This is a genomic window from Salinibacterium sp. GXW1014 (genome assembly GCF_044769865.1).
Classification (GTDB): Bacteria; Actinomycetota; Actinomycetes; order Actinomycetales; family Microbacteriaceae; genus Homoserinimonas.
Genome location: NZ_JBIZWA010000001.1, coordinates 1930320 through 1957100, shown reverse-complemented (window position 1 = coordinate 1957100; position 26781 = coordinate 1930320). Strand labels below are relative to the sequence as shown.

At 68.4% G+C, this 26781-nt stretch carries 19 protein-coding genes; 4 read left to right on the top strand and 15 right to left on the bottom strand.

Translation table 11 applies throughout. The annotated features are described in order from the left end of the window. The first annotated feature begins 20 nt into the window (after nt 1-20). Together rsmD and ACIQK7_RS09585 are read left to right on the top strand one after the other, a co-directional pair. Nucleotides 21-578, top strand: coding sequence for a 16S rRNA (guanine(966)-N(2))-methyltransferase RsmD (gene rsmD / locus ACIQK7_RS09590; RefSeq protein ID WP_403023812.1), 558 nt, complete (start codon nt 21-23; stop codon nt 576-578). Between the two features lie 50 nt (nt 579-628). Next, on the top strand, nt 629-2902 hold the full coding sequence (locus tag ACIQK7_RS09585; RefSeq protein WP_403023810.1) for a hypothetical protein: 2274 nt from the start codon (nt 629-631) through the stop codon (nt 2900-2902). A gap of 13 nt (nt 2903-2915) precedes the next feature. Here the strand turns inward: ACIQK7_RS09585 and thiL are convergent, their stop codons facing one another. Continuing rightward, nucleotides 2916-3884 carry a thiamine-phosphate kinase gene (gene thiL / locus ACIQK7_RS09580; RefSeq protein ID WP_403023807.1) on the bottom strand — a complete coding sequence of 323 codons (969 nt, stop codon included), beginning with the start codon at nt 3882-3884 and terminating at the stop codon, nt 2916-2918. Between the two features lie 24 nt (nt 3885-3908). On the opposite strand from thiL, the gene ACIQK7_RS09575 reads away from it, so the two are divergent. Then, complete coding sequence (locus ACIQK7_RS09575; protein WP_403023804.1) at nt 3909-4394, top strand: DUF3515 family protein; 486 nt, start codon at nt 3909-3911, stop codon at nt 4392-4394. Between the two features lie 62 nt (nt 4395-4456). Here the strand turns inward: ACIQK7_RS09575 and ACIQK7_RS09570 are convergent, their stop codons facing one another. From ACIQK7_RS09570 to ACIQK7_RS09555, 4 genes are all read right to left on the bottom strand, one after another. Further along, nucleotides 4457-5599 carry a hypothetical protein gene (locus ACIQK7_RS09570; protein WP_403023801.1) on the bottom strand — a complete coding sequence of 381 codons (1143 nt, stop codon included), beginning with the start codon at nt 5597-5599 and terminating at the stop codon, nt 4457-4459. Between the two features lie 103 nt (nt 5600-5702). Then, entirely contained in the window at nt 5703-7268 is a 1566-nt protein-coding gene (locus ACIQK7_RS09565; protein ID WP_403023798.1) for a Mur ligase family protein, read from the bottom strand. After that, nucleotides 7265-8002, bottom strand: coding sequence for an alpha/beta fold hydrolase (locus ACIQK7_RS09560; protein WP_403023796.1), 738 nt, complete (start codon nt 8000-8002; stop codon nt 7265-7267). Before ACIQK7_RS09560 ends, ACIQK7_RS09565 begins: the two co-directional genes overlap by 4 nt. Before the next feature lie 39 nt (nt 8003-8041). Further along, nucleotides 8042-9463, bottom strand: coding sequence for a glucose-6-phosphate dehydrogenase (locus ACIQK7_RS09555; RefSeq protein ID WP_403023793.1), 1422 nt, complete (start codon nt 9461-9463; stop codon nt 8042-8044). Between the two features lie 126 nt (nt 9464-9589). Between ACIQK7_RS09555 and ACIQK7_RS09550 the strand changes: the two genes are divergently transcribed. Next, complete coding sequence (locus ACIQK7_RS09550; RefSeq protein WP_403023790.1) at nt 9590-10435, top strand: SMP-30/gluconolactonase/LRE family protein; 846 nt, start codon at nt 9590-9592, stop codon at nt 10433-10435. Between the two features lie 6 nt (nt 10436-10441). Here ACIQK7_RS09550 and ACIQK7_RS09545 read toward each other — a convergent pair whose 3' ends face one another. The 10 genes from ACIQK7_RS09545 to ACIQK7_RS09500 all read right to left on the bottom strand — a co-directional run bounded on the left by ACIQK7_RS09545 (nt 10442) and on the right by ACIQK7_RS09500 (nt 26776). Next, the gene (locus tag ACIQK7_RS09545; protein ID WP_403023787.1) at nt 10442-11482 is read right to left on the bottom strand and encodes an NAD(P)H-dependent glycerol-3-phosphate dehydrogenase; all 1041 of its coding nucleotides are present in this window, start codon (nt 11480-11482) and stop codon (nt 10442-10444) included. Next, complete coding sequence (locus tag ACIQK7_RS09540; protein ID WP_403024046.1) at nt 11479-12240, bottom strand: lysophospholipid acyltransferase family protein; 762 nt, start codon at nt 12238-12240, stop codon at nt 11479-11481. The genes ACIQK7_RS09545 and ACIQK7_RS09540 overlap by 4 nt, the downstream gene beginning before the upstream one ends. Nucleotides 12241-12259: 19 nt before the next feature. Next, nucleotides 12260-13585 (bottom strand): UDP-N-acetylglucosamine 1-carboxyvinyltransferase, encoded by a 1326-nt coding sequence (murA, locus tag ACIQK7_RS09535; RefSeq protein WP_403024044.1) that lies wholly within the window; start codon nt 13583-13585, stop codon nt 12260-12262. A 38-nt stretch (nt 13586-13623) separates the two neighbouring features. After that, complete coding sequence (leuD, locus tag ACIQK7_RS09530) at nt 13624-14238, bottom strand: 3-isopropylmalate dehydratase small subunit (protein ID WP_403023784.1); 615 nt, start codon at nt 14236-14238, stop codon at nt 13624-13626. Then, entirely contained in the window at nt 14238-15767 is a 1530-nt protein-coding gene (gene leuC, locus ACIQK7_RS09525) for a 3-isopropylmalate dehydratase large subunit (protein WP_403023782.1), read from the bottom strand. The genes leuD and leuC overlap by 1 nt, the downstream gene beginning before the upstream one ends. Nucleotides 15768-15859: 92 nt before the next feature. Beyond that, nucleotides 15860-16444 (bottom strand): FHA domain-containing protein, encoded by a 585-nt coding sequence (locus tag ACIQK7_RS09520; RefSeq protein ID WP_403023779.1) that lies wholly within the window; start codon nt 16442-16444, stop codon nt 15860-15862. A gap of 147 nt (nt 16445-16591) precedes the next feature. Next, nucleotides 16592-18943 carry a transglutaminase domain-containing protein gene (locus ACIQK7_RS09515; protein WP_403023776.1) on the bottom strand — a complete coding sequence of 784 codons (2352 nt, stop codon included), beginning with the start codon at nt 18941-18943 and terminating at the stop codon, nt 16592-16594. After that, nucleotides 18940-20178: a DUF58 domain-containing protein gene (locus ACIQK7_RS09510; protein WP_403023773.1), complete on the bottom strand. Its 1239-nt coding sequence runs from the start codon at nt 20176-20178 to the stop codon at nt 18940-18942. The genes ACIQK7_RS09515 and ACIQK7_RS09510 overlap by 4 nt, the downstream gene beginning before the upstream one ends. A gap of 5 nt (nt 20179-20183) precedes the next feature. After that, the gene (locus tag ACIQK7_RS09505) at nt 20184-21152 is read right to left on the bottom strand and encodes an AAA family ATPase (protein ID WP_403023770.1); all 969 of its coding nucleotides are present in this window, start codon (nt 21150-21152) and stop codon (nt 20184-20186) included. Between the two features lie 38 nt (nt 21153-21190). Beyond that, nucleotides 21191-26776 (bottom strand): Ig-like domain-containing protein, encoded by a 5586-nt coding sequence (locus ACIQK7_RS09500; protein ID WP_403023767.1) that lies wholly within the window; start codon nt 26774-26776, stop codon nt 21191-21193. Between the last annotated feature and the right edge of the window lie 5 nt (nt 26777-26781).

The window sequence follows — 26781 nt, the reverse complement described above, 5'->3', positions numbered from 1 at the left end:
CGCGCCGCTACCCTCGAAGGATGACGCGCATCATCGCCGGGATTGCCGGATCGCTCTCGATCGCCGTGCCGCCCAAGGGCACGCGTCCCACGAGCGATCGCGTCCGCGAGGCGATCTTCTCCGCGCTGGAGGCACGGGATGCGATCCGAGGCGCGACCGTGTTCGACCTCTACGCGGGTTCCGGCGCATTGGGGCTCGAAGCCGCAAGCCGGGGTGCCGTGAGCGTGACGCTCGTCGAACGGAATCCGCCCGCCGCCGCGGTCTGCCGCCGCAACGCCGCGCTCGTGCAATCGAAGCTGCCCAAGGGCGCCCGCATCACGGTTGCGCCCGTGTCGGTGCGGTCGTTCCTCGCGGGCGCTGTCGGCACGGTTGACCTCGTCTTCATCGACCCGCCGTACGAGCTTGGCGATGACGAGCTCGCGGCAGACCTGGCGGCCCTCCATCTCGCGCCCAACGCGGTCGTACTGGTGGAGCGGTCCAGCCGCTCACCGGAGCCGACCTGGCCAGCGGGCCTCACCCTGGACCGCAGCAAGGTCTACGGCGACACAACCCTGTGGTGGGCATCCGCACTGCAATAAGGTGGGGAATGTTCACCCCTGAACGGGGGTGGTGATTGGATTCCTCCCTCATGACACGATCGCTACTCCCGCGTCGACTCGCCTTCCTCATCGCCGCCACCTCGGCGCTCACGCTCGCCGCGTGCACCGCCGATGACCCGGCGACAGCCCCTCTTCCGACGGTGACCGTCGAGGAGTTGGCCGTACCGGAGGACATGCTCGCGTCAAAGAGCTGGGTCCAGCTCTCGGGAGGCATTCTCCCGGCGACCGATGCGCTCCCCTACGCCGCCGGAGGAGCCGCGGCCGAGCCGGGAGCCGGCGGCACTGCCACCGTGTGGCTCTCACGTGATGGGCAGGACTGGGACGCGGTCGAGGTCGACCCCGACGCCCAAGGCGCCTTCAGCGGTTCACTCGCAGGCACCGACACCCTCGCCGCACTTGTCGGCACGCTCTGGCATGAGGGCACGCTGACCACAGTCCTCTGGACCTCTGAGGATCGAGAGAACTGGGAGCGGGTCGAGCTGCCCAAGGACTTCGCCGCGAGCATCCGCGTCACCGGTGTGACGGTGGATGCCAGCGGCCGAATCCTGCTCGTCGGCACCGACTACCAGCACAAGCCCCGCGGCATCGTCATCGACGACGGCGACGTCACCGAGATGGAGCTGCCCGAAACCGGCGAGGAACACCTCAACCCCGGCAGCATCGCTGCGGGCGGCGAGAGCGCCGTGATGATCGCAATGCCCGCAGCCGAGGGGGAGATCGCGCCCCTCGTCGCCTACCGCTCGGCCGACGAGGGCGCGACCTGGCAGGCAGCGAACGAGGTCGCCCCCGAGAGGTCCGGCGTATACAACGTCGTGTGGACCGGCCAGCACTTCGTCGCAACCGGCTACACCCCCGCCAACAGCACCCCCGCAGCACAGTCCGCGCCGGCCGCCTGGTCATCCCCCGACGGAGCCACCTGGACGGCAGAGACGGTGCCCGAGCCCGAGGAGTACTACACGTCGAACGATGACGTGTGGCTGGGCGAGCCGAGCGTCGCAAACGGGGTGGTCAGCACGATCGGCGGCAACGACAACCAGGCATACAGCGCCGCCTACGAACGCAGCGCGAACGGACAATGGAGCGTCACCGGCTACACCTCGCTCCACTCCCGGAACGGGGACGATGGACGATCCGTGTCGGTGGGCGACGGCTCGACGATCGGACTCGTCGGAAGCGCCGGCGCCGTCCGCGCCGGCACGCTGGCTGGGGGCAACTGGACCGACTCCGCCGTGCTCAGCGAGCGCGAAGATCTGCTCTGGGTGCGTGAGGTGCTCGATCAGTCCGACGGGGCGCTCGTGAGCCTGGGCCTGTCGCACTTCGCCATCCAGGCTGGTGGCCTGTGGCGCAACTGGTCGACGTCATCCACCGCGCGCTACGACCTCGGCGACACAGTCGAAACCGTCCCGGCCGACCCCGCGCGACTCGACGAGCTCTCGAGCATCGTGCGCTCGAGCGACCCTGACGCCGGAGAACTCGTCATCGGCTCATCCTTCCCGGCAGACGCCGACGCCATCCTCCTCGAGGGGTATTTCAGACCCTCGTCCGACGCCGAATGGGTGCCGATGAGCGGCTTCCCCGCCGACGGCTCAACCTGGATTACGGGCCTCACCCATACCGAGAGCGGCTGGATCGCGGTCGGTGAGCACCGCGTCGATACTCTCGTGAGTTCGCCGAACCACGGCGCCATCTGGACTTCGGCCGACGGCATCAGCTGGGCGCCCGCCCTGGGATACTTCGGCAGCGGGGAGCTCGAGACCAGCATCAGCGACGTATGCCAACTTCCGGACGGCACCCCGATCGCACTCGGCAGCGCTGAGGCGCAGAACGGCAACTCCCGCGCGGTCGCCTGGAGCTACGACTGGACCAGCTGGACGCGTCTCGATGTCGGCGATCTCGACCAGCGACGGGGGTGGTTCTCAAGCTGCGCGGACAGCCCCGAGGGGCTCGTGGCGTCCGCCACCATCGGCGGTCGCGACCTCCTCCTCCGAACCGAGAACGGCAGCGCATGGGAGACCGTGTTCGAGGCCGAAGACGGGGTCTCACTGCATTCGCCCGTCGCGGTCGAGGGCGGATTCGCGGCCGCGGGCGGCTGGTCGAACTCGGAACGCTCTGGCCCCGTCGTCTGGGTCTCCAAGGACGGCGGCTCGTGGAGCCCGCTCGCAGTTCCGAGCCGCACGGCAGGCACCACGTCCGTGGTCGCTGCCGTTGGCAGCGACCTGGTCGTGGCAATGCCGGCGCTCGTGGGGCATCCACTCCTCGTCATCCGGGACATCGCCGAGGTGGTCGCCGAGCACGCCGAGTAACGCCGGCTGCGGCTCAGCCTGCGAGCCCGTCCCAACCGCGGTACGGGTCCCACCCCGCAGCCGTGAGCGGAGCGCCGTCAAGCAACACGCCCGAGCCAGCGCGAACCGCACCGACAGCGCGGAAACCACCGGGGAGCGTCGCGCCAGCCGGGAAGCTGGCGAGCAGGGAGTGGTCCTCGCCGCCGCCGAGGGCGAGCGCGACGTCCGGTCCCAGCGCCGCCGAGTCGAAGTCGATGGCGACATCACTCGCCGAGGCGATGCGCGCCGCATCCTTCGCGAGACCGTCGCTGAGGTCGAGCATGGCCGTGGCGCCGGCGAGTGACGCGAGCTTTCCGTCGGCGATCGGCGGAGAGGGGCGACGTTGGGCGAGCGTTCTGTCACCGACCGCGGCGGCGAGTGCGGCATCCGGAGCGCCGTCGGCGTTGACCGCCTCGGTGAACAGCACCGCGAGTCCGCGGGCGGCCGCACCGAGTGCGCCAGAAACGGCCACCGTGTCGCCAACCCTTGCACCCGAGCGGGTCACGGGCGCGCGACCCTCGAGATCACCGAATGCCGTCACCGCGAAGGTCATGGTCGGCGACACCGACATGTCACCACCGACAACCCCGCAACCAGGCGCGAGTGCCTCACACGCCTCGCGGAGACCGTCGGCAATCTCCTCCAGCACGGCGATGCGCGTGTCGTCTGGGAGGGCAAGGGCGACAACGAGCGCGCTCGGCACGGCACCCATGGCGGCGACATCCGAGAGGTTCGAGGCGGCCGCCTTCCAGCCGAGGTCGAAGGGGCTCGACCATGCGAGACGAAAATCCGGGCCGTGGATCATCATGTCGGTCGTGACGACGAAGCGACCGTCAGGGGCCGCGATGACGGCGGCGTCGTCGCCCGGACCGAGCAGGGTCGCGTTGGCGTGCGGGAGGCGGGGAAAGATGCGCTGCAGTGCCGCGGACTCCCCCACCGACGCGAGGGTGTCGGGGGCGCTCATGCTTGACACGGTAGCCTGACAGTGATGGGCACCACGACTCGACCGGCACGCGCAGCGATCGCTGCGACAGCCCTCCTCCTCGCTCTCACGGGCTGCAGCGCGGCCGTCCCCATGACGGCAGCACCGGATGCCGCGGCCGTCGAATGCGCCGACGTCACCGTGCGCCTTCCCGCCGCGATCGACGAGCTCGAACGCCGCGACACCGACGCGCAGGCGACGGGCGCGTGGGGTTCACCGGCATCCGTCTTCCTCCACTGCGGGGTCGAGCAGACGGGGCCCTCGACGCTCCCCTGCTTCACCGTGCGCGGCATCGACTGGCTGCGCGACGACGCGGATGCCCCAACCTTCGTCTTCACGACCTACGGCCGCGAGCCCGCCGTGCGTGTCACGGTCGACAGCACGGCATCCTCGGGCACGGCAGCACTTGTCGCGGTCGCGAATGCCGTCGGCACGATCCCCGCCGACCGCTTCTGCACGGCCGCGGAAGACGTGCTGGGCACCGAGGAGTAGCCGCAGCGCCATTCGCCGAGCCTCAGCCCGACGAACAGGCCCGGAGGATCAGGTGCGGAGGATCAGGCGCGCGGGCCGTCGAGCCCCACGAGCTTGCCCGCGATGCCGCCGGCCGCGCGGAGTGCCGCACCCGAGCCGAAGCCGCCCGCAGGAAGGGTGAACGGCTTGTCGCGCGCCTCCGCGAGGGCGTCGCGGAGCACGACCGCGGCCGGCTGCTGCGGCGCCCACAGGTAGAGCGACATGGCACCGGGGATCGAGTTGACCTCGTTGACGAAGAGCTCACCGGTCGTCTCGTCGAGGAGCAGGTCGACGCGCACGATGCCCGTGAGTCCCGTCGTCTCTGCGACGAGGGTTGCGAGTTCAGCGGCCTTCTCGGCGACGCCCTCGGGGACGACCGCCGGGAACTCTCTAGGTGCGCTCGTGAGTCCGGCATCCTGACCCGCACCGCCCGCGAGGTACTTCTCGGCGTAGGAGTAGAGGCCAGACTCGCCGCCGCCGCGCAACGGCTTCTCGAGCTGCGTCAGCTCGAGCTTTGGCGCGGTGCGGAAACTGATGTTGAGGTCGATCAACTCGGGCCGGTAGGGCTCGAGCACGGCGCCAGCGCGCAGGTGGCTGGAGGCCTTGCCGATCGCGCGGGCCGCCGCGATGTCATCCACGATCTCGATGCCGATCGAGGAGCCACCGAAGCGCGGCTTGACGATGTAGGGCCCCGCGAAGCCGGGCTCGCGCAGCGCGGAGAGCGGCTCGCGCGGCAGCGAGGCGATGCCGGCAGAGGTCATGAGCCCGCCGAAGGCCAGCTTGTCCATGCCGACGGCGCCGGCGAAGAGGCTCGACCCCGTCGCGGGGATGCCGAGCAGGCTGAAGAGCGCGGCCGCGCCGCCGCCCTCGCCCACGCCGCCGTGGAGGCAGAGCAGCGCCGCCTCCGGCGAGAGTTCGTCTTCGCCGAAGCGCTTCTTGATGAACAGCCCGGCGTTCTCACCGAGGCGCAGGTCAACGGGCTTGGAGCCCTTCGGCACGCCCTCGAGGTAGTCCTTCGCCTCGGTCTTGTTCGGCACGAGGAACCAGCCGCCCGCGGGCGCCCAGTACAGCGGCAGCACGGTGTCACCCGCGTCGAGCAGCACCCGCTCCGACTGGAGCCCAGTCAGGATCGAGATCTCGTGCTCGGGAGAGGGGCCTCCGAAAACGACCGCCCACGTGCTGCTCATGATCCTCCGGTGCTCGCTTGCCCAGGCGCTGTGCGCATGGCCGTGTGGCCCGCATCCGGCCGCGTCACCCGCCAGTCCCGATGCGTCCCGTCACGCTCAGCGATCAGGGGTAGTGGTCTGGCAGGTCGTTCTCATAGAGGATAACGCCTCTGTCTGCGGCCTGATCGAGCGCCACCTGCACCGCGTCTTCGCGGCGGTCGAAGACGAGCGACGGATGCTCGGCGCCGGCCGATCCTGCAAGGAGCGCCGCGCGGTTCGTGCGCCCGACGATAAGGAGCCTGCCGCCGCGAGCCGTCACGGATGCCGCGAAGGCGCGGTTGCGCTCGAACTGCACCGGCCCCAGCTCGACCATGCCGGGCGTCACGACGACGAGCTGCCCGCCCCGCTCCCCCGCGAGGGCGGCGGCACCCTCGAGCGCACGCTCGGAGCCGACGGGGTTGGAGTTGTAGGTGTCGTCGATGATGAGGGTGCCGTTCGGCGCCTTCTGCACCTCGGCGCGGTGCTGCGAGCCGGGAAGCGCCGTGAGGCGCGGCGCGATCGCCGCGGCGTCGACGTCGAGCGCGAGGGCGACGCCGACCGTGACGGCGATGTTGACGGCGTGGCCCGTGCCGGGGATCTCGACGGGGACGGTCGTCGCGCCCTCGGCGGTGCGCATCGTGACAACGGATGCCGCGGCATCCACGACCACGTCGGCATCCGTTCCCGGCACGGTCGAGACCGTGACGACCCGCTTGCCCTCCGTGCGGCAGCGCTCCACGAGCGCGCGCAGTTCCGGCTCATCGACGGGCAGCACGACCGTCTTGGCCCGCTCCGTGATCTCGCCCTTCGCGCGAGCGATCGTCTCCTTGGTCTTCATGCGTGCGAGGTGTGCCTCGCCGATCGTCGTGATGGCCGCGACATCCGGCGGGAAGCTCTCGCTCAGCTCGCGGATCTCACCGGGGCCATAGACACCCATCTCGGCCACGAAGACCTCCGTGCCCGGCACGACACGGTCGTTGACGGCGCGCGAGAGTCCCATGAGGTTGTTGAAGCTCGCGGGGCTCGCGACGACCGAGAAGGCACCCGCGAGCACGTGCGCGACGTAGCCCTTGGTCGAGGTCTTGCCGTAGGAGCCGGTGATCGCCACGACCGTCGGGCGAACCTGGCCGAGACGCTTGCGCGCGCTGACCAGATATTTGTGCGAGAGGCGCTTCTCGAGGGCGTTCATGGGCACGAGCACGCCGTCCATGATCACCGGCGCGAGGAGCACCGTGAGTGCGACGCCCGGCAGCCCGACGAGCCACCAGAGCAGGGCGCCGACCGCGAGGAGTGCGACGGCATAGGCGGCCGCGAGACGGCGGGCTCGCTGGGTCCAGTTGAGGGGGGTACTTCTGCCGCGCACGCCGAGCCCGACCGGAAGGAGAGCGGCAGCGATGACGGCAAGGATGCTCGTGATGCCGCTTGCAAGCCCGGCGCCCGTGAGAGCGAGCAACACGGCGGCAGCGACCAGGAGCACCACGAGGCTCGCGATTACCGCGTTGACGGGGCGGCGCACGACCCAGAGCGCACCGATGCGGGAGACCCAGCCGGCGATGTAGTGCTCGCGCTGTGCGACACGCAGCCAGCGCAACACGGCGAGCGCGCCTGCGGCGAGTCCCGCGATGAGGGTCACGATGATGAGGGCAGTCACTGCGCCACGTCCTCCAACAGTGTCATGAGTTCTTCGCGTACGGCGGGCACGAGGCCGCCTTCCAGCAGGTGCCCGCTGCCCGGCACCAGGCGGAACCGGGCATCCGCGAGCAGTTCGCTCGCCGCCCTGCCCGCGTCGGCCGGGGCGGCGGTGTCGTTCTCGCCCCACACCATGCGCACGGGCACCGTGATGCGCGCGAGGTCATCGCGGTAGTCCTCGCCGACGACCCGCACCATGACGTCGCGCATGACCCCCTGCGCGTTGCGATAGTCGGCCGAGCCGTGCTTGCGGCGCTGGGCCTCAAACGTCTTCTGCGAGACGAGGCCACGCTTCGCGAGGGCCCTGATGATGCGATAGCCGAGGGCGGCCTTGGGCGCCGCCTGAAGGCGCAGGAGCGGCACGCCTGTGAGCACGAGGCCCTTGACGAGTTCCGGATGCTTCGCCGCAAGTCGCACGGCGACGCGACCGCCGAAGGAGTGGGCGACGATGACGGTCGGCCCGAGCTCGCGGAGGGCCTCGACGAGGTCATCCGCATAGTGCTCGCTGCCCCAGGCATCCGAGGGTTCCGGGGTGATGCCGAAGCCGGGAAGGTGGATCGCGAGGGCGTTGAGGCCCGCGACGATGGCGCCGAAATCGGCGCCCGTGCGGCCCCACCCATGGAGGGCGACGACCTGTACGGGGGTGCCGCCCGTCTTCTCGGCGAGGAGCCGCCCATCCGCCAACGCCGTGATCACCTAGCCACAGTACACCGGGGGTGCGGCCCGGACAGGTGGCTACTTCGTCGCCCAGCGCTCCGGACCGAGCGACCCGGCGGGGTACTCCTCGAGGGGCACCTCGTCGCGCTCCCAGGCGTCGAGCGCCGGTTCGACGATGCGCCAGCACTCGACGGCCGCGTCATCGCGAACGAACAGGAGCGGATCGCCCGCGAAGACACCCTCGAGCACCTGCCCGTAGGGTCGAAGTTCCGACTCGGGAAGCTTGGTCCCCAGCACCGCGCGGTCGAGCGTGAAGACGTCGCCCGGACTGTTGACGTCGAACTCGATCTCGAGCGTCTCGGGCGACAGCCCAATGCGCACACGAGTCGGCGACTCGCGACCGCCGAAGCCCTTGGGAAGGTGGGGCACGGGCTTGAAGGTCACGATGATCTCGCGGCGCCGACTGGCCAGCGACTTGCCCGAGCGCAGCACGAAGGGCACTCCCGACCAACGCCAGTTGTTGATAGAGACGCGCACCTCCGCGAGGGTCTCGGTGCCGCGCTCGGGGTCGACTCCCGGTTCGTCCACATAGTTCGGCACCTCGCGGCCCTCGATGTCGCCGGCCGTGTAGCGGGCACGCCTCGTGCTGCTCGCGAAGTCGCTGTCGATCGCGCTCGCCCGCAGCACGGTCGCGATCGCCTCCCGAACATCCCGCTCGCCGAGGCTCGCCGGTGGCTCAAGGGCGACGAGGCCCATCACGAGCAGGAGGTGGCTCTGGATCATGTCGCCGAGCGCGCCGGTCGCGTCGTAGTACCCGGCACGACCCTCAAGGGTGAGGTCCTCATCGAAGATGATGTCGACGCGGTCGATGTAGCGGCTGTTCCACACGGGTTCGAGCATCAGGTTGGCGAAGCGCAGTCCGAGGAGGTTCACGGCGGTGGGCGCGGCGAGCCAGTGGTCGACCCGAAAGATCTGCTCCTCCGGCACGAGCGCAGCCAGGGTGCGGTTGAGGGCGCGAGCGGACTCGTGGTCATGTCCGAAGGGCTTCTCAAGCACGAGTCTCGTGCCCTCCGGAAGGTCGTCGGGGGTGAGCCCCGCGCAGGCCTCGATCGTGACGGAGGGCGGCAGGGCGAAGTACACGGCGACCGGCGCCTCTGTGGCGGCGATCACCTCGGCGAGCGCACCGGATGCCGTGACATCCGCCCGATGGAATCTCGCGCGCTCCACGATCGCCTGCAGCAGGCCCCGGGTCTCCTCGTCGCTCTCCCCCGCGGTCTCCGCGAAGGATTCCTCCACTCGCTGCTGCCACTGCTCGTCCGACCAGTCGCTCGACCCGACCCCCACGACCGTCAGGGCGTCGAGGTGGTCGCGTGCGACGAGGCTCGCGAGCCCCGGCAGGAGCAGGCGGCCCGCCAGGTCGCCCGTCGCGCCCAGGATGATCAGGGTACGGATGCCCGTGGCATCCGCTGCGCTCGACTCTGCCTCGTTCGGCTCTGCCACGTTCCCTCCTCGGTGGCCGGTGAGGTCGGCCTCAGGCGTCACTGTAGGCTCGCTCGCCGAACTTTCTCACCCCGCAGAGCACTGTGCAACGCTGGGACGACACCGACACCGCAAAGGAGCCTCGCCATGCAGGCAGAGCAGTTCACCGACCCCCTCGCGTATCACGGCGAAGGGCCCGTCTGGGCTGAGTCGTGGGGTGGCCTGCGCTGGGTCGACATGCTGGCGGGCGACGTGCTCTTGACTGATGAGGCTGGCGCGACCTCACGCCGCCACGTCGGCTTGGTGGCCGCGGCGCTGCGCCCGCGCGCGGACGGTGGGGCGATCATTGCCGTCGAACGCGGGTTCTGCCTCGAAGCGCCCGACGGCGCCCTCACCCAGCTGCCCGAGGTGTGGTCGGATGCCGGCATCCGCATGAACGACGGCGGATGCGACCCGCAGGGCCGCTTCTACTGCGGCACGATGGCCTACGACGCGAGCCCCGGTGCGGCGAAGCTCTACCGCATCGACCCCGACCTCAGCGTGCACACCGTGCTGGAGGGGGCGACGATCTCGAATGGCCTCGAGTGGAGCCCCGACGGTTCCCTCGCCTACTACAACGACACTGACACCCACACCATCTCGGTCTTCGACCACGACCCCGACACGGGGCTCACCGGGCGGCGCCCCTTCGTCGTCATGTCAGACGAGGAGAACCCCGACGGCCTCACGGTCGACGCGGATGGCGGCATCTGGGTCGCGATGCACGGCGCGGGCGAGGTGCGCCGCTACACACCGAATGGCGCACTCGACGAGGTCATCACCGTCGACGCGCGCCAGACGACCGCCTGCACCTTCGGCGGCGCGAAGCTCGACCGGCTGTTCATCACGACCTCGCGGGAGAACCTCGAGCCAGGGGACGATCCGCTCGCCGGCGCCCTCTTCGTCGTCGACGCCGGGGTGGTCGGCATGCCCGCTCGCACCTTCGCAGGCTGAGTCGCCCTACTCCCCCTGCGGCAGGCCCGAGTCGGTCGTGAGGTGAGGCGCGATGTCGCGCGGGTCCATCGTGCCGGCGAGCACCTCCGCGACCTGCGAGACGATCGGCATGACGATGTCCTTGGCCTGTGCGAGCTCGAGGATCGGGGCAACCGATGCAAGGCCCTCCGCGGTCTGGTTCATCTGCTTGAGCACGTCAGGCAGCGCGAAGCCCTGCCCGAGCAGCCGTCCGGCCGTGTTGTTGCGCGAGAGCGAGGACTCGCACGTCGCGATGAGGTCGCCGAGGCCCGCGAGCCCCGAGAGCGTCGAGGCCTTGCCGCCGTAGGCGACCGCGAAGTCGGTCATCTCGACAAGCCCGCGCGTGATGATCGAGGCCTTGGTGTTCTCGCCGTAGCCGACGCCGTCGACGATGCCGATCGCGACGGCGATGAGGTTCTTGAGCACGCCGCCGAACTCGGTGCCGATGATGTCCCTGTTAACGAAGGCGCGAAAGTACGGCGTTGTGGCCAGGAGCGCGACCTTGGTGGCTGTGTCGAGGCTGGCGGAGGCGACGACCGCGGCCGTCGGCTGCTCCTTCGCGATCTCGAGGGCGAGGTTGGGGCCGGATGCCACGGCGATCCGGTTCACGTCGATGTCGAGCTCTTCCGTGATCACCTCGCTCATGCGTGAGCGGGTGCCCTTCTCGACACCCTTCATGAGGCTCACAACGACGGCATCCCGCGGGATCATCGAGCCGAACTCGCGGAGGTTGCCGCGCAGGGTCTGGCTTGGGACCGAGAGGAAGACGACCTCGGCACCTTCGAGGGCCTCCTCGATGACGTGAGTGGCCCAGAGGCTGCGGGGCAGGTTGATGCCCGGCAGGTAGTCGCTGTTGCGCTTGCTCTCCGCGATCTCGCGAGCGAGTTCGGGCCGGCGCGCCCACAACGCCACGTCGGCACCTCCGTCAGCGAGGATCTTGGCGAAGGTCGTGCCCCAGCTGCCCGCCCCGAGCACGGCGACGCGAGTCGCCCCCGGCACGGGAATACGGATGGGTCGTGTGCTCGTCAAAAGCGCCCGGTCTCCTTCTGGTTCTTCTTGGCCGGATCCCAGCGTTCGGCGGGCGGCTGCTCGTCGCGGAGGTCGGCCAGGAGCTCCGTGATGGCGTCCATGAGCAGCTCGGTCGCCTCGCTCAGCACGGTCGAGGTGATCGGCTTGCCGCGGTAAGCCGAGAGGTCGACGGGGTCGCCGATCTTGACCTTGATGGTCTTGCGCGGGAAGAGGCTGATCTTGCGCCCGTACCGCGGCATGACCTTCTGGGTGCCCCAGTGCGCCGCCGGGATGAGGGGAACGCCCGCCTCGAGCGCCATCCGCACTGCCCCCGTCTTGCCGCGCATGGGCCAGAGCGCGGGATCGCGCGTGAGCGAACCCTCCGGGTAGATGACGACCGCGAGGCCCTTCTCGACGAGCGTGCCCGCCGCCTTGAGCGGCTCAGAGCCGCGCGCGTTGCTCGAACGCTCGACGGGGATCTGCCCAGAGGCGTGCAGGAGCTTCGCGACGATGGGGTTCTTGAACACCGAGGCCTTCGCGAGGAAGCGGGGCATGCGCCCGAGCTTCCACATGATGACGCCGATCACGACGGGGTCGATCTCGCTGTAGTGGTTCGGAGCGAAGACGAAGGAGCCCTGCTTGGGCATCTTGTCACCGTCGATGATGCGATACCGCGCCAGCATGTGCATGGGCGGCAGCAGCAGGAAGGCGAGGAGGCGGAAGACGGGCGTCTTCTCCGACCGCGCCGGCGTTCCCGGCGACGCTGCCGGCTGGGAAATATCGCTCACGGTTGCCCGCTCACCCTTCGTAGACGAAGTCGGCGCCGAGGGCACCGAGCTTCTCGATGATGTGCTCATAACCGCGGCTGATGATGCCGATGTTGCTGATGGTCGACCGTCCCTCGGCGCTGAGCGCGGCGATGAGGTGACTGAAGCCACCGCGCAGGTCTGGCACGTGCAGGTCGGCTCCGTGCAACGGCGTCGGCCCGACAATCGTCGCCGCCTGTTCGAAGTCGCGGCGGGCGACCCTGCGCGGGTGGTCGGGCAGGCCCTGCTCGTGCACCACGATGTTGGCGCCCATCTTGCCGAGCGCCTCCGTGAAGCCGAAGCGGTTCTCATACACGGTCTCGTGCACGATCGAGGTGCCCTCCGCCTGCGTCAGCGCGACGATGAGCGGCTGCTGCCAGTCGGTCATGAAGCCGGGGTGCACATCCGTCTCGATCGTGACGGGCTTGAGCGCTCCACCGGGGTGCCAGAACCGGATGCCGTCTTCCTGCACATCGAATGCGCCGCCCACCTTGCGGAAGACGTTGAGGAAGGTCATCATCTCGGACTGGCGGGCACCCTCGACGAAGATGTCGCCCTTGGTGACGAGGGCCGCGCACGCCCAGCTGGCGACCTCGTTGCGGTCGAACAGCGCGCTGTGCTTGTAGCCATCCAGACGGTCGACACCCTCGATGAGGATGACACGGTTGGGCTCGACCGAGATGATCGCGCCCATCTTCTGCAGGATCGCGATGAGGTCCATGATCTCGGGCTCGATCGCCGCGTTCTTGAGCTCGGTGATGCCCTTGGCGCGCACGGCCGTGAGCAGCACCTGCTCGGTCGCGCCCACACTCGGGTAGGGCAGCTCGATGTCGGCGCCGTGCAGACCGTCGGGCGCCGTCAGCACGATGCCCTCGTAGCTCTTGTCGACGACCGCCCCGAAGGCGCGGAGCGCATCCAGGTGATAGTTGATGGGCCGGTCACCGATGCGGCAACCCCCGAGGTCGGGGATGCGGGCCTCGCCCAGGCGGTGCAGGAGAGGTCCACAGAACAGGATAGGGATGCGGCTCGCACCCGCGTGCGCGTCGATCTCGGCGAAGTGCGCCTTCTCAACGCTCGCGGTGTCGAAGTGCAGCTCGCCAGCGGTCGGGCTCGTGACGCCGACCCCGTAGACCTCGAGGAGCCCGCGCACGACCTGCACATCGCTGATGTCGGGGACACCGCGCAGCACGCTGGGCGTCTCCCCCAGGAGGGCGGCGACCATGGCCTTGGTCACAAGATTCTTGGCTCCGCGCACCTGGATTCGGCCGGTGAGTGGCTTACCGCCATTGACGATGATCTCGTCAGCCGTGAGCCCCACCCGCGCTGCGGCCTTCTGTGAGTCCTTCGTGAGCGCGTTCACTCCGCAACCGCCGCCGTGCGTGCGGGCAACGTTGTGGGGCGCCACCCTGCGCGGCGAGACTCGAAGTCCGTGATGGCTGGCTCATCGCGAAGGGTCAGTCCGATGTCATCGAACCCTTCCAAGAGACGCCACCGCGTGTAGTCGTCGATCTGGAACGACGTCGTGAAGTCCCCCACCGTCACGGTGCGCGCTTCCAGGTCAACGGTGGCCTCTATGCCGGGCTCCTCGTCGATGCGCGCCCAGATCGTCTCGGCGTCCTCCTCGGAGATCTGCCCGGCGAGCAGGCCCTGCTTGCCCGCATTTCCACGGAAGATGTCACCGAAGCGGGGGCTCAGCACGGCGGCGAAACCGAAGTCGCGCAGCGCCCAGACGGCATGCTCGCGGCTCGAACCCGTGCCGAAGTCCGAACCCGCGATGAGCACGCGGGCACCCTGGAACTCGGGGCGGTTGAGCACGAAGTCTTCGTCCTGCCGCCAACCGTGGAAGAGCGCATCCTCGAAGCCGGTCTTGGTGACCCGCTTGAGGAACACGGCGGGGATGATCTGGTCGGTGTCGACGTTGGAACGCTTGAGGGGCGCTGCAACTCCCGTGATCGTCGTGACTTTGTCCATCAGGCGTTGACCTCACTCATAGCGGAAGGAAACTGGCGCGCGATCGCGTCGTAGATCGGGGTGTCGCCAGCGGCGGACGAGACGGGGTCGGAAGCGCTATCGGATGCCGCGGCATCCGTGTCGTCGCCCTCAAGGTCCCACGGGCTCGCGAGAGTGCCGCGCACCGCCGTCGCTGCGGCGACAAGCGGCGACACGAGGTGCGTGCGGCCGCCCTTGCCCTGGCGACCCTCGAAGTTGCGGTTCGAGGTCGAGGCGCACCGCTCGCCTGGAGCGAGCTGGTCGGGGTTCATGCCGAGGCACATCGAGCATCCGGCGAAGCGCCATTCGGCGCCGAACTCCGTCACGATCTTGTCGATGCCCTCGGCCTCGGCCTCCAGGCGCACGCGCGCGGAACCGGGAACGACCATGACGCGAACGTTGTCGGCCTTCTTGCGGCCCTTGATGACGGAGGCGAAGGCACGAAGGTCTTCGATGCGGCTGTTGGTGCACGAGCCCATGAACACGGCGTCGACAGGGATCTGCTTCATGGGCGTGCCCGCTTCGAGCGCCATGTACTCGAGGGCGCGCTCCGCGGCGGCACGCTCGTTGACGTCGACGATCGTGGAGGGGTCGGGCACCGACTCGCTCAGCGAGACACCCTGGCCGGGGTTCGTGCCCCACGTGACGAAGGGCTCGAGCTCGTTGGCGTCGAGGAAGACCTCGGCGTCGAATACGGCGTCGTCGTCAGTCGTGAGGGTCTCCCAGTAGGCGACGGCCTCATCCCAGGCTTCGCCCTCCGGCGCGTGCGGGCGGCCCTTGAGGTAGTCGTAGGTCGTCTGGTCGGGGGCGACCATGCCGGCGCGGGCGCCCGCCTCGATCGACATGTTGCAGATCGTCATGCGGCCCTCCATCGAGAGCGAGCGGATGGCGCTGCCACGGTACTCGAGCACGTAGCCCTGGCCACCACCCGTGCCGATCTTGGCGATGACGGCGAGGATGATGTCCTTCGCGGTCACGCCGGGGCGCAGCTCGCCCTCGACCGTGATCGCCATCGTCTTGAAGGGCTTGAGCGGCAGCGTCTGGGTCGCGAGCACATGCTCGACCTCGCTCGTGCCGATGCCGAAGGCCATCGCACCGAAGGCGCCGTGCGTCGATGTGTGGCTGTCGCCGCAGACGACCGTGATGCCCGGCATCGTGAGGCCGAGCTGGGGACCCACCACGTGCACGATGCCCTGCTCGACATCGCCGAGCGGGTGCAGGCGCACACCGAACTCCTCACAGTTGCGACGGAGGGTCTCGATCTGCGTGCGGCTCGTGACGTCTTCGATCTGCTTGTCGATGTTGAGCGTCGGGGTGTTGTGGTCCTCGGTCGCGATCGTGAGGTCGGGGCGGCGCACGGGGCGGTCGGCCAGGCGCAGGCCGTCGAAGGCCTGAGGGCTCGTCACCTCATGCACGAGGTGGAGGTCGATGTAGAGGAGATCCGGATTGCCGTCTTCGCCCTTGACCACAATGTGGTCATCCCAGACTTTCTCTGCCAGCGTCCTGCCCACAGTGGTGCCTTCCTTCTCCGTTACGCGAGCGCGCGAGATCGCACGCGCCCAATCTCGACATTCTACGTCGGCCATGCTCCGAGCGTGCGGAATCAGCCTCGCTGCAGGCGAATCCCGAACTCACCGAGATGCAGCACCGCGCCATCCTCGACAATTCCCGGGGAACCCGGAACCACATCCACCTCATCGCCATTGGCGTAGCTGAGCCACACGCCATTCGTGGAATCGAGGTCGTGCACCCTGAGCGTGCCCGCGCCATCGAGTTCGAGCGCCGCGTGGGTCTTGGAGACCGACTTTCGCGGGTCGTCGAGCGGCAGCAGTTCGGCACCGGGCCAGGCTTCGGATGCTGCGGGGCCCCGCCCGAGCAACACCACCCCCGCCCGGAGTGCCCTGCTCTCGCCTGCCGGGAGCGTCAAGGTCCACGCGGCCCGGCGACTCGGCACGACACGGGTCGCATCATCGACGGGGGCACCCGTCACGCGGGTCGCTTCGTCGACCGGCGCCGCAGCGGCGGCTGCTGGTGGAGTCACGGGAAGCCCTGGCACGGCGGTCGGCATGAAGACGGGAGGCCGTTCGGCGACGGCGGGCTCGGGCCTGCGCGCCTCCATGCGGTAGGTGCCCGAGTCGAAGTTCGCCATGCCCGGGGGAAGGCTGATGAACCCGGACTCGTCGGTCACGGACGGCGCCTCCACGGGCTCGGGACGCCGCGGCGTCCCCGGTGGCGGGGGCGCGACGGCCGGGTCATCGTGCTCGCTCGCCACAGCAACTCCCTCCGGGTAACGGAGCCATGCTAATGCAACAGCAGGGGGCCGACTGCCGAGCGCTCACCGGCGCTCGGTGCCGCCATCCGCCATCTTCTTGGCCCAGTCACGTGCTGACCGGACGCGGTATCGGCTGAGGAAGCGACGCATCCGCGAGACCCCGGCCCGCACAGCTGCGACGGCGGCTTCTGCCTCGCTCCACGAGCGCTCGGAGCGTTCGGGCTCGACCTCGTCGCCGGAGAACACGGCGGCGTCAGTCGCGACGGCGAGCTGCCTGAGCTTGAGCGGTTCCTCTGTCGGGGCCTGTCGTTCGAGCGCCTCCGCCATCCGCAGGCGCGTGCTCGCCCGCGGCACCGAGAAACCGAGCTCCGAGAAGCGGTCGATCATCTCGTCCCACGCGCCCGCCACGGCATCATGCGGCGCTGCAGCGGAGCGTCGACGTCGCATCCGTCGCGCCTTGATGAGCGCGACGATCAGCATTGGCACGAAGACGATCAGGGCGGGGACGAGCAGGCTCACCGCGAGCACGTAGACCCAGCCGGGCAGCTCGAAGGGAAGCTCGTCGTCTTCCTCGTCGTTCTCCTCCAGCTCGACGGGCGAGAGCAGGTCTTCATCGTCGTTGTCCATGCGGGGAGGCTGGCGCACCTGCGGCTGCGGCTCGCTGCGCGGCTTCGGCGTCTGGTCCTGCGGGATGTCGGTCTCCTCGGGCGTGGGGTCGAACGACACCCAGCCGACGCCATCGAACGCCACCTCGACCCACGCCGTCACGTCATCGCCCGTCACCTCGACGAGCTCCTCATCACCCGTGATCTCCGGCGCGAAGCCCATGACAACGCGGGCGGGGTAACCGAAACTGCGCGCCATGAGCGCGAAGGCGGAGGCGTACTGCTCCTCATCGCCCACCATCTGGTTGCGCTCCAGCAGGTCGGTGATGCGGTCGGCACCATGCCCGGCGCGCGACGGGACCGTATCCGAAGCACGACCGTGGCTCAGGAAACCCTGCAGGGCGAGGGCCGAGCGGATGGCCTCGAGTTGTTGGGCGGGCGTCGCCGCCGATGCGGCGAACTCCTGCGCCTTGGTCGTGACGACATCGGGCACGCCCAGCACGGGCGGCAGCTCCACGGAGGCCGCGCCCACGTCGCGCAACTCCTCCGCCGACAGGGGCTGCTGCACGGTCGCGTCGATGCGGTAGGAGTCCCCCGCGTCGAGACCCGAGGTCAGGACCGCCGTGCCGGTCGCCGCGTTGTAGCGCAGGTTGTCGCGCTCCTCGACAGCGTCGCCGCCGAGGAACTCGAGGTCCTCTGCGTAGCCAAGGCTGGGCATCCAGACGTCGTCGTAGCCGGCGATCGTGAAGACGACGTCGTTGCGCGCGTCGGGGGTCACGAACCGCTGTTGCGGAAGCGTGCGACCCACCAGCTGGAAGGCGCCCGAGCCGTCGGCCGCCGTGTCGGGCCCTGTGACGTTCCAGAGCTTGCCCGTGAAGGAATCCATGGTGGCCAAGCGGATGCGGTCACCCTGCTGCAGGCCCTCGACCGTGAACATCACATCGTCGGTGACCTGCTTGGTGTAGTGCCGGTAGCCGGAGAGGGGGCTCGGGTATTCGAGCGGGTCAAAGGGCGGTTCGATCTCCTCGCGGAGCACGAAGCGCTGGTCGTTGGGCGGCGCGATCCAGAACCCCGCACCGCCGCCCAGCAGGATCGCGGCCCCGACGACGATCGCCGTGCCGGCGAGCTTTCGCTTGCGCAGCCGCGCCGCTCCCTCGGCCGCGACGCTCGCGCTCCCCTCGCGCCGCCAGCCGAGCCAGATGAGGGCGAGCGCCGCGAAGACGACACCGCGCGCGCCGGCCTGGAAGGGCTGCTCGGTGCCGATCAGGATGCTCGCGAGATAGAGCGCGAGCGGGCCGATGAGGGCGACCGCGAAGCGCCATGGCGCGCGAGGACGTGTCGAGAGCCACCGGCAGGCGAGGGTCACCGACACGATCGACACGATCCACGTGGCCGCGTAGGGCACCACCGCGATGTACTGCGGTGCGCCGACCGGGGTGGCGAGGGTCAGGATGTCTGCCCAGCCATAGACGGAGCCGACCGCGACGCTGCCGAGCGACTGGAGGCTTGGTAGCACCCCGATGATCGCCTGCTGCGGCACCGCGAGCGGCGAGGCGATGAGGAAGTAGGCCGCGAGCGCGACGAGCGTCGTCGGGATGAGTCCGAGCCGGAAGAGTGAGGTGCCGATCGCGGTCGCCGCGCCCAGCACGAGCCCACCGATGGCCGGCAGGAGGAAGTTGTAGCTGCCGAATGACGGCTCGAAGCCCATGAGCCCCAGCGCCATGAGCACGACGAGCACGGCGATGTCGAACCACGTGCGGGGGCTCGGCATCCGCAGCCCCTTGCTGTCGTTTGGGGTCGGCGTCGTCATGGCGTCATCCCCCTCACGATCTTGGGCAGGTCGTCGAGGTCACCGATCGTGATGAGGGTGAGGCCCGCGACGGCCGCGAACTTCGGTTCTGCGCCCACCTCCACGCGGAAGGCGACTTGGCTCGTGTCACTGCCGAAGAGCGACTGGATGCTGCGGAAGTCCGCCGTCGTCATGCGCGACCCTGCGATGACCATGACGACACTGGGTGCGGGGAGCCGCTTGGTCATCTCCCGTGCGAACTCGCGCATGGTCTCGAACGCGTCGCCGACCGGTTCGATGCGACTCGAGGCGTCGAGCATGCTCGTGACGGTCTGCGTGCGCCAGACGCCGGACTCGCTCACGACATTCATCTGCGTGCCATCCGCGATCACCTGCGAGGCGATCGACGCCGTGACCGACACGGCGAGCTCGAACTCCTCCTCTGAGGCGAAGAGGTCACGCCGGGTCGCGTGGATCATGGTCAGCTGCGAGCGCCTGGTCTCCTCGAACTGGCGCACCATGAGCTGGCCGATGCGCGCGGAGGTGCGCCAGTGCACGTAGCGGCGATCATCCCCAGGCACATAGGGACGCAGCGCGTGGAACGCGATGTCGTTGCTCGTGATCTTCTTGGAGACCTGGCCCTCAAGGTCGCGCACGAGGCCCGCCGCCGTGGGGGCGAGCCGCACGGTCCTCGGATGCACGAAGAGGTCGACAGGGTCGGCCCAGCGCAGCGCGCGACGCATGAGTCCGAGCTGGTCACCCTTGACCGATTCGGCAGGCCCCGCAACGATCACGGCGCGCTTGTGGGTCGGCACGGCGAACAGCTCCTCGTGCTCCTCGCGCGGCTGCATGGCCGGCAGTTGGAACTCCGCAACACCGCGACCGACCGGAAGCTCCATGCGCGTCGCCGGGAGGTTCTTCGCGCCCGTGTTGGTGACGAGCATCCGCCCCATCGCCCGCTGCCCCACGACCACGCGGCGGGGGTTGAGCTCAATGTGCACGCCGTAGGAGGCTCGTCCAAAGAGGAAGACGGTGCTCACGAGCAGCGCTGCGAGCAGGACGGTGCCGAGGAAGGTGAACTCCTGCCATCCGAACGTCGCACTCAGCACGAGGGCGAGGATGGCGAGCCCCAGCACGATCCACCCCGCGGAGGTCACGACCCTGAGGATGGGCCCGAGGAACCGCCAAACGGCGCGCACGACGGGCGCCATGACGGCGACCACCGCGCGCCAGAAGCGCCGGACCTTCAGGAGCACTGGGTTCACGCTGCGCGATAGGCGGGCGGCTCGATGCCCACGAGGATCCGCTCGATGACCGCCTCGGCCTTGACGCCCGCGAACTCCGACTCCGGGTCGAGGATGACGCGGTGCGCGAGCACGGGAACCGCGAGATCACGCACGTCATCCGGCGTCGCGTAGGTGCGGCCGTTGCTGATCGCCCAGGTCTTGATGGCCCGCGCGAGGGCCATCGCCCCACGCATGCTGACGCCGAGGATCACGTCACGGTCGGCGCGGGTCGCCTCGACGATGTCGCTCAGGTAGGCCATGACCGACTCATCGACGTGCACCTCATTGGCGAGCGCCGTCATCGCGACGATCGACTCGGGCTTGATGATGGGTGACACGAGGGATGCGCGCGCCCTCGTCGCGGAATCCATCAGCAGGGCAACCGAGGTCGCCCGGTCGGGGTAGCCGAGCGTCGTCTTGATGAGAAAGCGGTCAAGCTGCGCCTCGGGCAGCTTGTAGGTGCCCGCCTGCTCCACAGGGTTCTGCGTTGCGATCACCAGGAACGGCGCGCCGACAGGATGCCCCTCGCCGTCGATCGTGACGATCCCCTCCTCCATGACCTCGAGGAGCGCACTCTGGGTCTTGGGACTCGCCCGGTTGATCTCGTCGGCAAGCACAATCGACGCGAAGATCGGGCCCTTGTGGAACTCGAAGCGTCCCTTCGACTGGTCGAAGATCTGCACGCCGCTCACGTCAGAGGGCAGGAGGTCTGGCGTGAACTGGATACGCGACGTCGTGCCGTCAAGCGTGTTCGCGAGCGCCTTCGCCAGGACCGTCTTGCCCGTGCCCGGGTAGTCCTCGAGCAGCACGTGGCCGTCACTGACCAGCGCCGTCAAGACGAGACGGATCACGTGATCCTTGCCCATGATCGCCTTGTCGACATTGGCGATCAGCTTGTCGAAGGCATCCGCGAACCACGTCGCCTGCTCCTGGGTTACTGGCATTCTCTCTCTTCTCTCACTGGTTCCCGGCGGCCGTCAGCTCATCGTCTGAAGTCGACCACGTTGCTCTTGACACCATCGACCTCAACCCACGTATTGGGCCAACCACAGTGGAACCCTCCCTCAAAAGTGTTGCCAGTGAAGCTCGCGGTGATGCTCGACTTGGAGTTGTTGCACCAGTACTCGACACGGTGGCTGTTGTTGGTGAAGTGCTTCAGCGTGATGTGGAGCTGCCAGCAGTTCATCGACCCACTGTCCTGACAACGCACGTTCGCCCCCTTCCTCAGGGTGACGTCAGGTGCAGGCGGGGGCGGCGGTGAGTCGATCCGACCGCCGACCGGACCCGCGACGTCACCAGCACCCGCCTTGTTCACGGCGCGGACCCGCAGGTTGTAGTTGCCCTCGTTGAGGTTGTTCCTCGTGTACTCCGTGCGAGCGCCGACGCCCGTCCACCCCGTGTTGTTGAAGTTCACTTCGTAGGTGAGATGGGCTTGCCCACCGGGGCTCGCGCTCACAGCGTTCCAGTACCAGGTGATACTGCCCGGAGCGACACTGTCAGAGACGCGTGCACCCAGCCCGCCGGGAGCAGGCGGCTTTCCCTGGGCCTCGAGCGTCACGGGCGCCGAGGTGCCGGTCTGGCCCGTCTTGCCGCCCGAGTTGGTCGCGAAGACCTGCACGGTGTAGTTCCCCGCGGGGAGCCCCGTGATCGTGCCAGTCGAGGTACCGAGCGTGTTGTTCCACGGCCGACCCTCTGCGCTGCCATTGCGCAACAGCTGCCAGTTGTAGTTCACGCTGCCGCCGTTCGGCGTCACGTTGCCCCAGGATGCGGAAACCGATCCGCCAGGAGCCCACCGCTCACCAACCGCCATCGTCACGCTCGGCGTCGAGGGGGTGCCGTAGGGGATGACCGGGTTACTCGGCGCAGACCACGCGCCCGGACCGTGCTCGTTGATCGCGCGAACTGAGAAGGTGTAGCTCGTGCCGTTGTTGAGGCCCGAGATGGTGCACGAGGGCGGCGCGCAGGTGCTCGGCGTCGATACCGCCGGCGACGACGAGACCTCGTAACCCGTGATCGGCTTGCCGTTCGACGCAGGCGCCGTGAAGCCGATTGTCACGGTTCCCTCATCTCCCTGCGTCGGCACGGTCGGCTTCTGCACCGCGTCGGGCACATCGCTCACCGTGAGGGTGATAGTGCCGTTGACTCGGCGATCACTGTCCTCTGTCGCATCCTCGACCGTGTAGATGACCTCGACGACGCCGCTCTTGAGCGACGGGGACGGAGTGATCTTCACTGCGTTGCGGGTGGGCGAGATGGTCGCGGGCTCACCAGTGTTCGACACCCGGGCATCGACGATCGTGAGCGGCTCATCGGTCGATGCGAATGGGTTGGCGTCATTCGCGAGCGGCTGGGAGGTGATGGACCCTCCCCCGTCACCGCCGCCGCGCCTCATCTCGAGCACGTCGCTGACCGCGACAGCCAGCGGCTTCGACGAGCCGACAACCGTCACGTTGATGGTGCCCGGGACCTCGAACTTGTCCCACCGCAGGGTCACGTCGAGCGTCATCGTCGTGCCCTTTGGCGTGTTTCTCGGCACCGTGAGGCTTAACTCGCTGCCCCGCAGTGTCGCCTCGAGACCCGCGCGCTCACCCGCGATGCCGGAGTACGTGACCTCCTGCACGATCTGCGGGTTGGGGTGCCCAGTCGATGCACGAAGATCGATCGTGGTCACCTCGCCAACCTCAACCTGCGGGCTCGGCGTCGTGAACTCCGGCGGCATGTCACGGAACTCCGGGTCGCCGACCACAATGGGCAGCGTCAGGTTCGCAGTATTGCCCTTGGGGTCATTGACGGATGCCCCGTCTGTGACGGTGAAGTTGATGGATGCGGGCCCGCGATAGTCGAGTGCAGGCGTGAAGCGCAGTGTGTCCTTGTCGACAAAGCTCGACTGGCCGTTCGACTGGATCGAAGTCACCGTGCCAGCATCCGGAATCCAGGCGTCGCGCCCCGAGGGCACCTTGACGATGTCGGCGAGATCCCACTCTCCCGTCTCGTTCATCGAGACATACTGCACCGGCAGATTGGGGTCGATGTAGGGCGGGTCGTCATAGCCCTCGTCGACCGCGGCCGGCACGAGGATGAACGCGAGCGCGCTGAGCTCGTCGGTCTCATTGGTCACGCGGTAGGCGATGGCCTGCCGCTTTTCGCCCGGGGTGACCCTGATCTGGCCGTTCCGCTCGAGGAGCTCCGCCGAAGCAGCGTTGGGGCCCTCGACCGACACGACAAGGTCAGCGTTCGGCCCTGCGGGATTGAATGCGAAACCGTCGAGAACATCGACCGTGATGCTCGCCTCACCCGCAATGTCCTTGGTGAGGAGTGGCACATCGAGCGCGGTCGGCGGGAGCAGCGGCGCGTCAGGCGTGACCTGCACGAGCACGTAACTCATGACAGACCCGCCGCGGTCATTGCTCAGCTCATAGCGAATGGTGAAGGACTGTTCCTCCTCGGGCGCCTTGACGACGAGGTAGCGCTCCTGCAGCACCTCGGCTTCGATACCCTCCGGCACATCCGTGAGTTCCTCAGACACCTTGATCGGGGCACCCTGGGGGTCGGAGTCGTTGGCCATCAGGTCGACCTGGGCGAGGCGTCCCGGTCGGATCGAGACACTATCGGGCACCGCCGTCGGATCCTGCAACGCATCGGGCTGCGGAATCACGCCGATCTTGATCTCCGCCACCCCGGTCGCACCGAAGGCGTCGTAGACCTCGTAGCTGAAGACATCCGTGCCCGCCGCTGCCGACGACGCCTCGTAATAGAAGTAGTCGGCACCGGTCTCAGTCACGGCACCAAGCTGAGGACTGCGGGGGAAGTTCAACAGCTGCGTCGAATCGCCATCCGGGTCGATGTGGCTGAGCGGAATATCGACGCGGACGGCGTTGCCTGCCAGCACCCGCGCCACGAGCGGGCGCGGTTCGGGGTCTTGGTTGTTGGCCTCGTCTTCGGCAACGACCGTGAAGATGACGGTTGCGGCGGCCGTCTCGCCGAAGGGGTCGAGTACCCGATAGTCAGCGCGGTACTCCCCCGGCTCGCGCGGCGCCTGGAACCGAACAGTGTCCTGGCTCACGAAGGCGATGCCAGCCTCAGGCTGCGAGATGAGGTCCTTCGCGAGGAACATCGACGAGTCGTCCGGATGCCTGTCGTTGCCAAGCACGTCGACGGTCACGATGTCGCCGACCCGCACGCGTGCCGTGTCATTGACTGCCACGGGTGGCTGATGCTTGGTCAGGGCCGGCACGGGGACGACCGAGACTCCCGCGGAGGCGGTCGAGACCCCGTCGGAGACGGTGTAGGTGAAGGAGGCCTGGGTCGTGAGCGCTGCCGGCGAGGTCACCCTGATGCTCGTGGATGCGAGGAGCTCCACGACGAGACCCTTCGCCCGGTACTCGGCAGGAACGTTGACGCTCTGCACCGCGAGCACCCGACCCGACGGCGAGACATCGTTGGAGAGCACTGACACGGTCGTCGGCTCCTCGCCGCGCAGGTAGGCGACGTCCTTGACCGCGATCGGCGGCAGCTTGTCGTCGGCTGGCCGCTCGATCACGTTGAAACGCACGATGCCGACGCTCGTGGTGCTGCCTGCTGCGACCGTGTACTTCACATAGTGGATGCCCGGGTTCGACGCTGAGAACGACAGGGTCCCGGTGTCGGAGGAGAAGCTGGCCGTGGTCGAACCGCCCGGTTCTTCGATCGCGACGAGCGTGAGCGGAGCCCCGGAGGGAGAGATGTCGTTGTCGGTCGGCTTCACCTCGACCGTCTCGCCCACGAATGTCTCGGCGAAGTCCGGGGTGCCGACCGGGTTCAGTGTGCCGGGAGGTTCAACCGTGACGACGAGCGTGCCGGTGACAGCGGCATCCCGGCCATCGGTGACCTGGAAGACAATTTCCTTCTCGCCCAGCTCGGAGGTCTGGTGCGTGAAGGTGATGATGCCGTCGGGCGTGAAGCGCACAAGGTCGCCCGATTTCGGCGACGCCCCGATGAGGAAGAGGTCGTCACCGTCAGGGTCACGCCAGTTGGTCAGGACGTTGTATTCGACATCCTGGTTGGCTTCGACGCTCACGCCGCCGCGGCGCACCTCGATCGGCACCTCGTTCGACTCGTCGGGAACAACCCGAAGGGTCACGCGGGCGGTATCGGTGCCTTGCCGACCGTCATCCACCGTGTAGTTGATGGCGACGCTGCCCACGAAGCCAGCGGCCGGCGTGAACTGGAGCGCCCTGGAGCCATCGATCGGGTCAATGCGCCCCGTTGACTCCGAGATCTGGTCGTACTGCGAGATGACGAGCACGTCGCCATCGGGGTCGGTGTCGTTGTCGAGAAGGGGAAGGATGGTCGTGCGCCCTGGCCGGATGCCGAAGTCGTCATCATTCGCCGTCGGCGGCCGGTTGTTCTCCGTCCGCTCCGCGAGCGTGTCTTCGAAGGATTGAATGGCCGACTTCTCGTCGCCGATCTCCTCCGTCTCCTCCTCCTCGGGAGGCGTCACGTCGTCCCAGTTGTTGACGAGGCGCATGTTCTCGTCGACGAGCCACACGTTGCCGTTGTCGAGGTCGTTGAGCGCGATGACGCTCTTGTTGACCCGGAACTCGAGCCGGCTGCCGCTCGTCGGCTCATCGATCTGCGCGGGAGCGGGTTCCTCGCCATCGCAGGCCAGAAGGTAGCGTCCGGGTCCCGCCCACGCGCCGTGGGCGCATCCGTCGAGCGAAACGGGCGCGGCGACCTGCTCTGGCGAGGTCACGGTGCTCTCAACGTCCGCCGCGATCTCCTCGACCTCGCCCGAGCCGAGGTTGACCCGCAGGAGTGACTTTCCCGTCGCGACGAGCGCGTGATCGGATGCCGCACTCACCTGCTGAAGGCGAAGCCCGTCCTCCTCCCCGAGGTCGAAGACCTTGCCGTCATCCGTCACGAGTTCATTCGTGGTCTGGTCGAACGCGATGGCTCGGTCGCCCACGGCCGTGAGCTGGAACTCGCCCATCTGGGGGAACTCGCTCTCGACGGGCAGCTCGGCGATCGACTCGAGTCGATACAGCGTCTTCTGCGACGATGAGACCGCGAGCACGACTCCTTCACGGCTGACCGTGACGTGGGAGTCCTCGCCCAGTTCTGCGATGGGCGGCTGCGAGACCTGGTTGAACTGCAGGTCGCCGATCGCGGGGATTGCCCAGAGCTCACCGGAGGGCGCAAGGATCGCGAGTACCTCGCCACCGAATGCCACCTCGGCACCCTTCGGCACCTCGATCGCCGAGGTCACCTGGGTGGAGGCGGGGTCGACCGACTCGACGCGGCCCGCGACAGGGTCGTGCATGAAGAGGGTGTCGCCGTGCTGCATGACGTCGAAGTCGGAGGTCGACGCGACGACCGAGCCGTTGAGCTCATCGATCTGCCGGTTGAGACGGCCGCCCATGAGCTGCTCGCCGTTCGTGACCCAGACGTCACGCGACGCGAGTTCAACGTCGGAGACAGGGAAACCAGGATGCAATGCCGCGACGGCAAGGGGAACGCCCGCGATGATCGCAAAGACGAGCGTTGATGCGACCGTCTTTCGGGTACGAGTCGCGAGTCGTGGCCGAACCAAGTAAC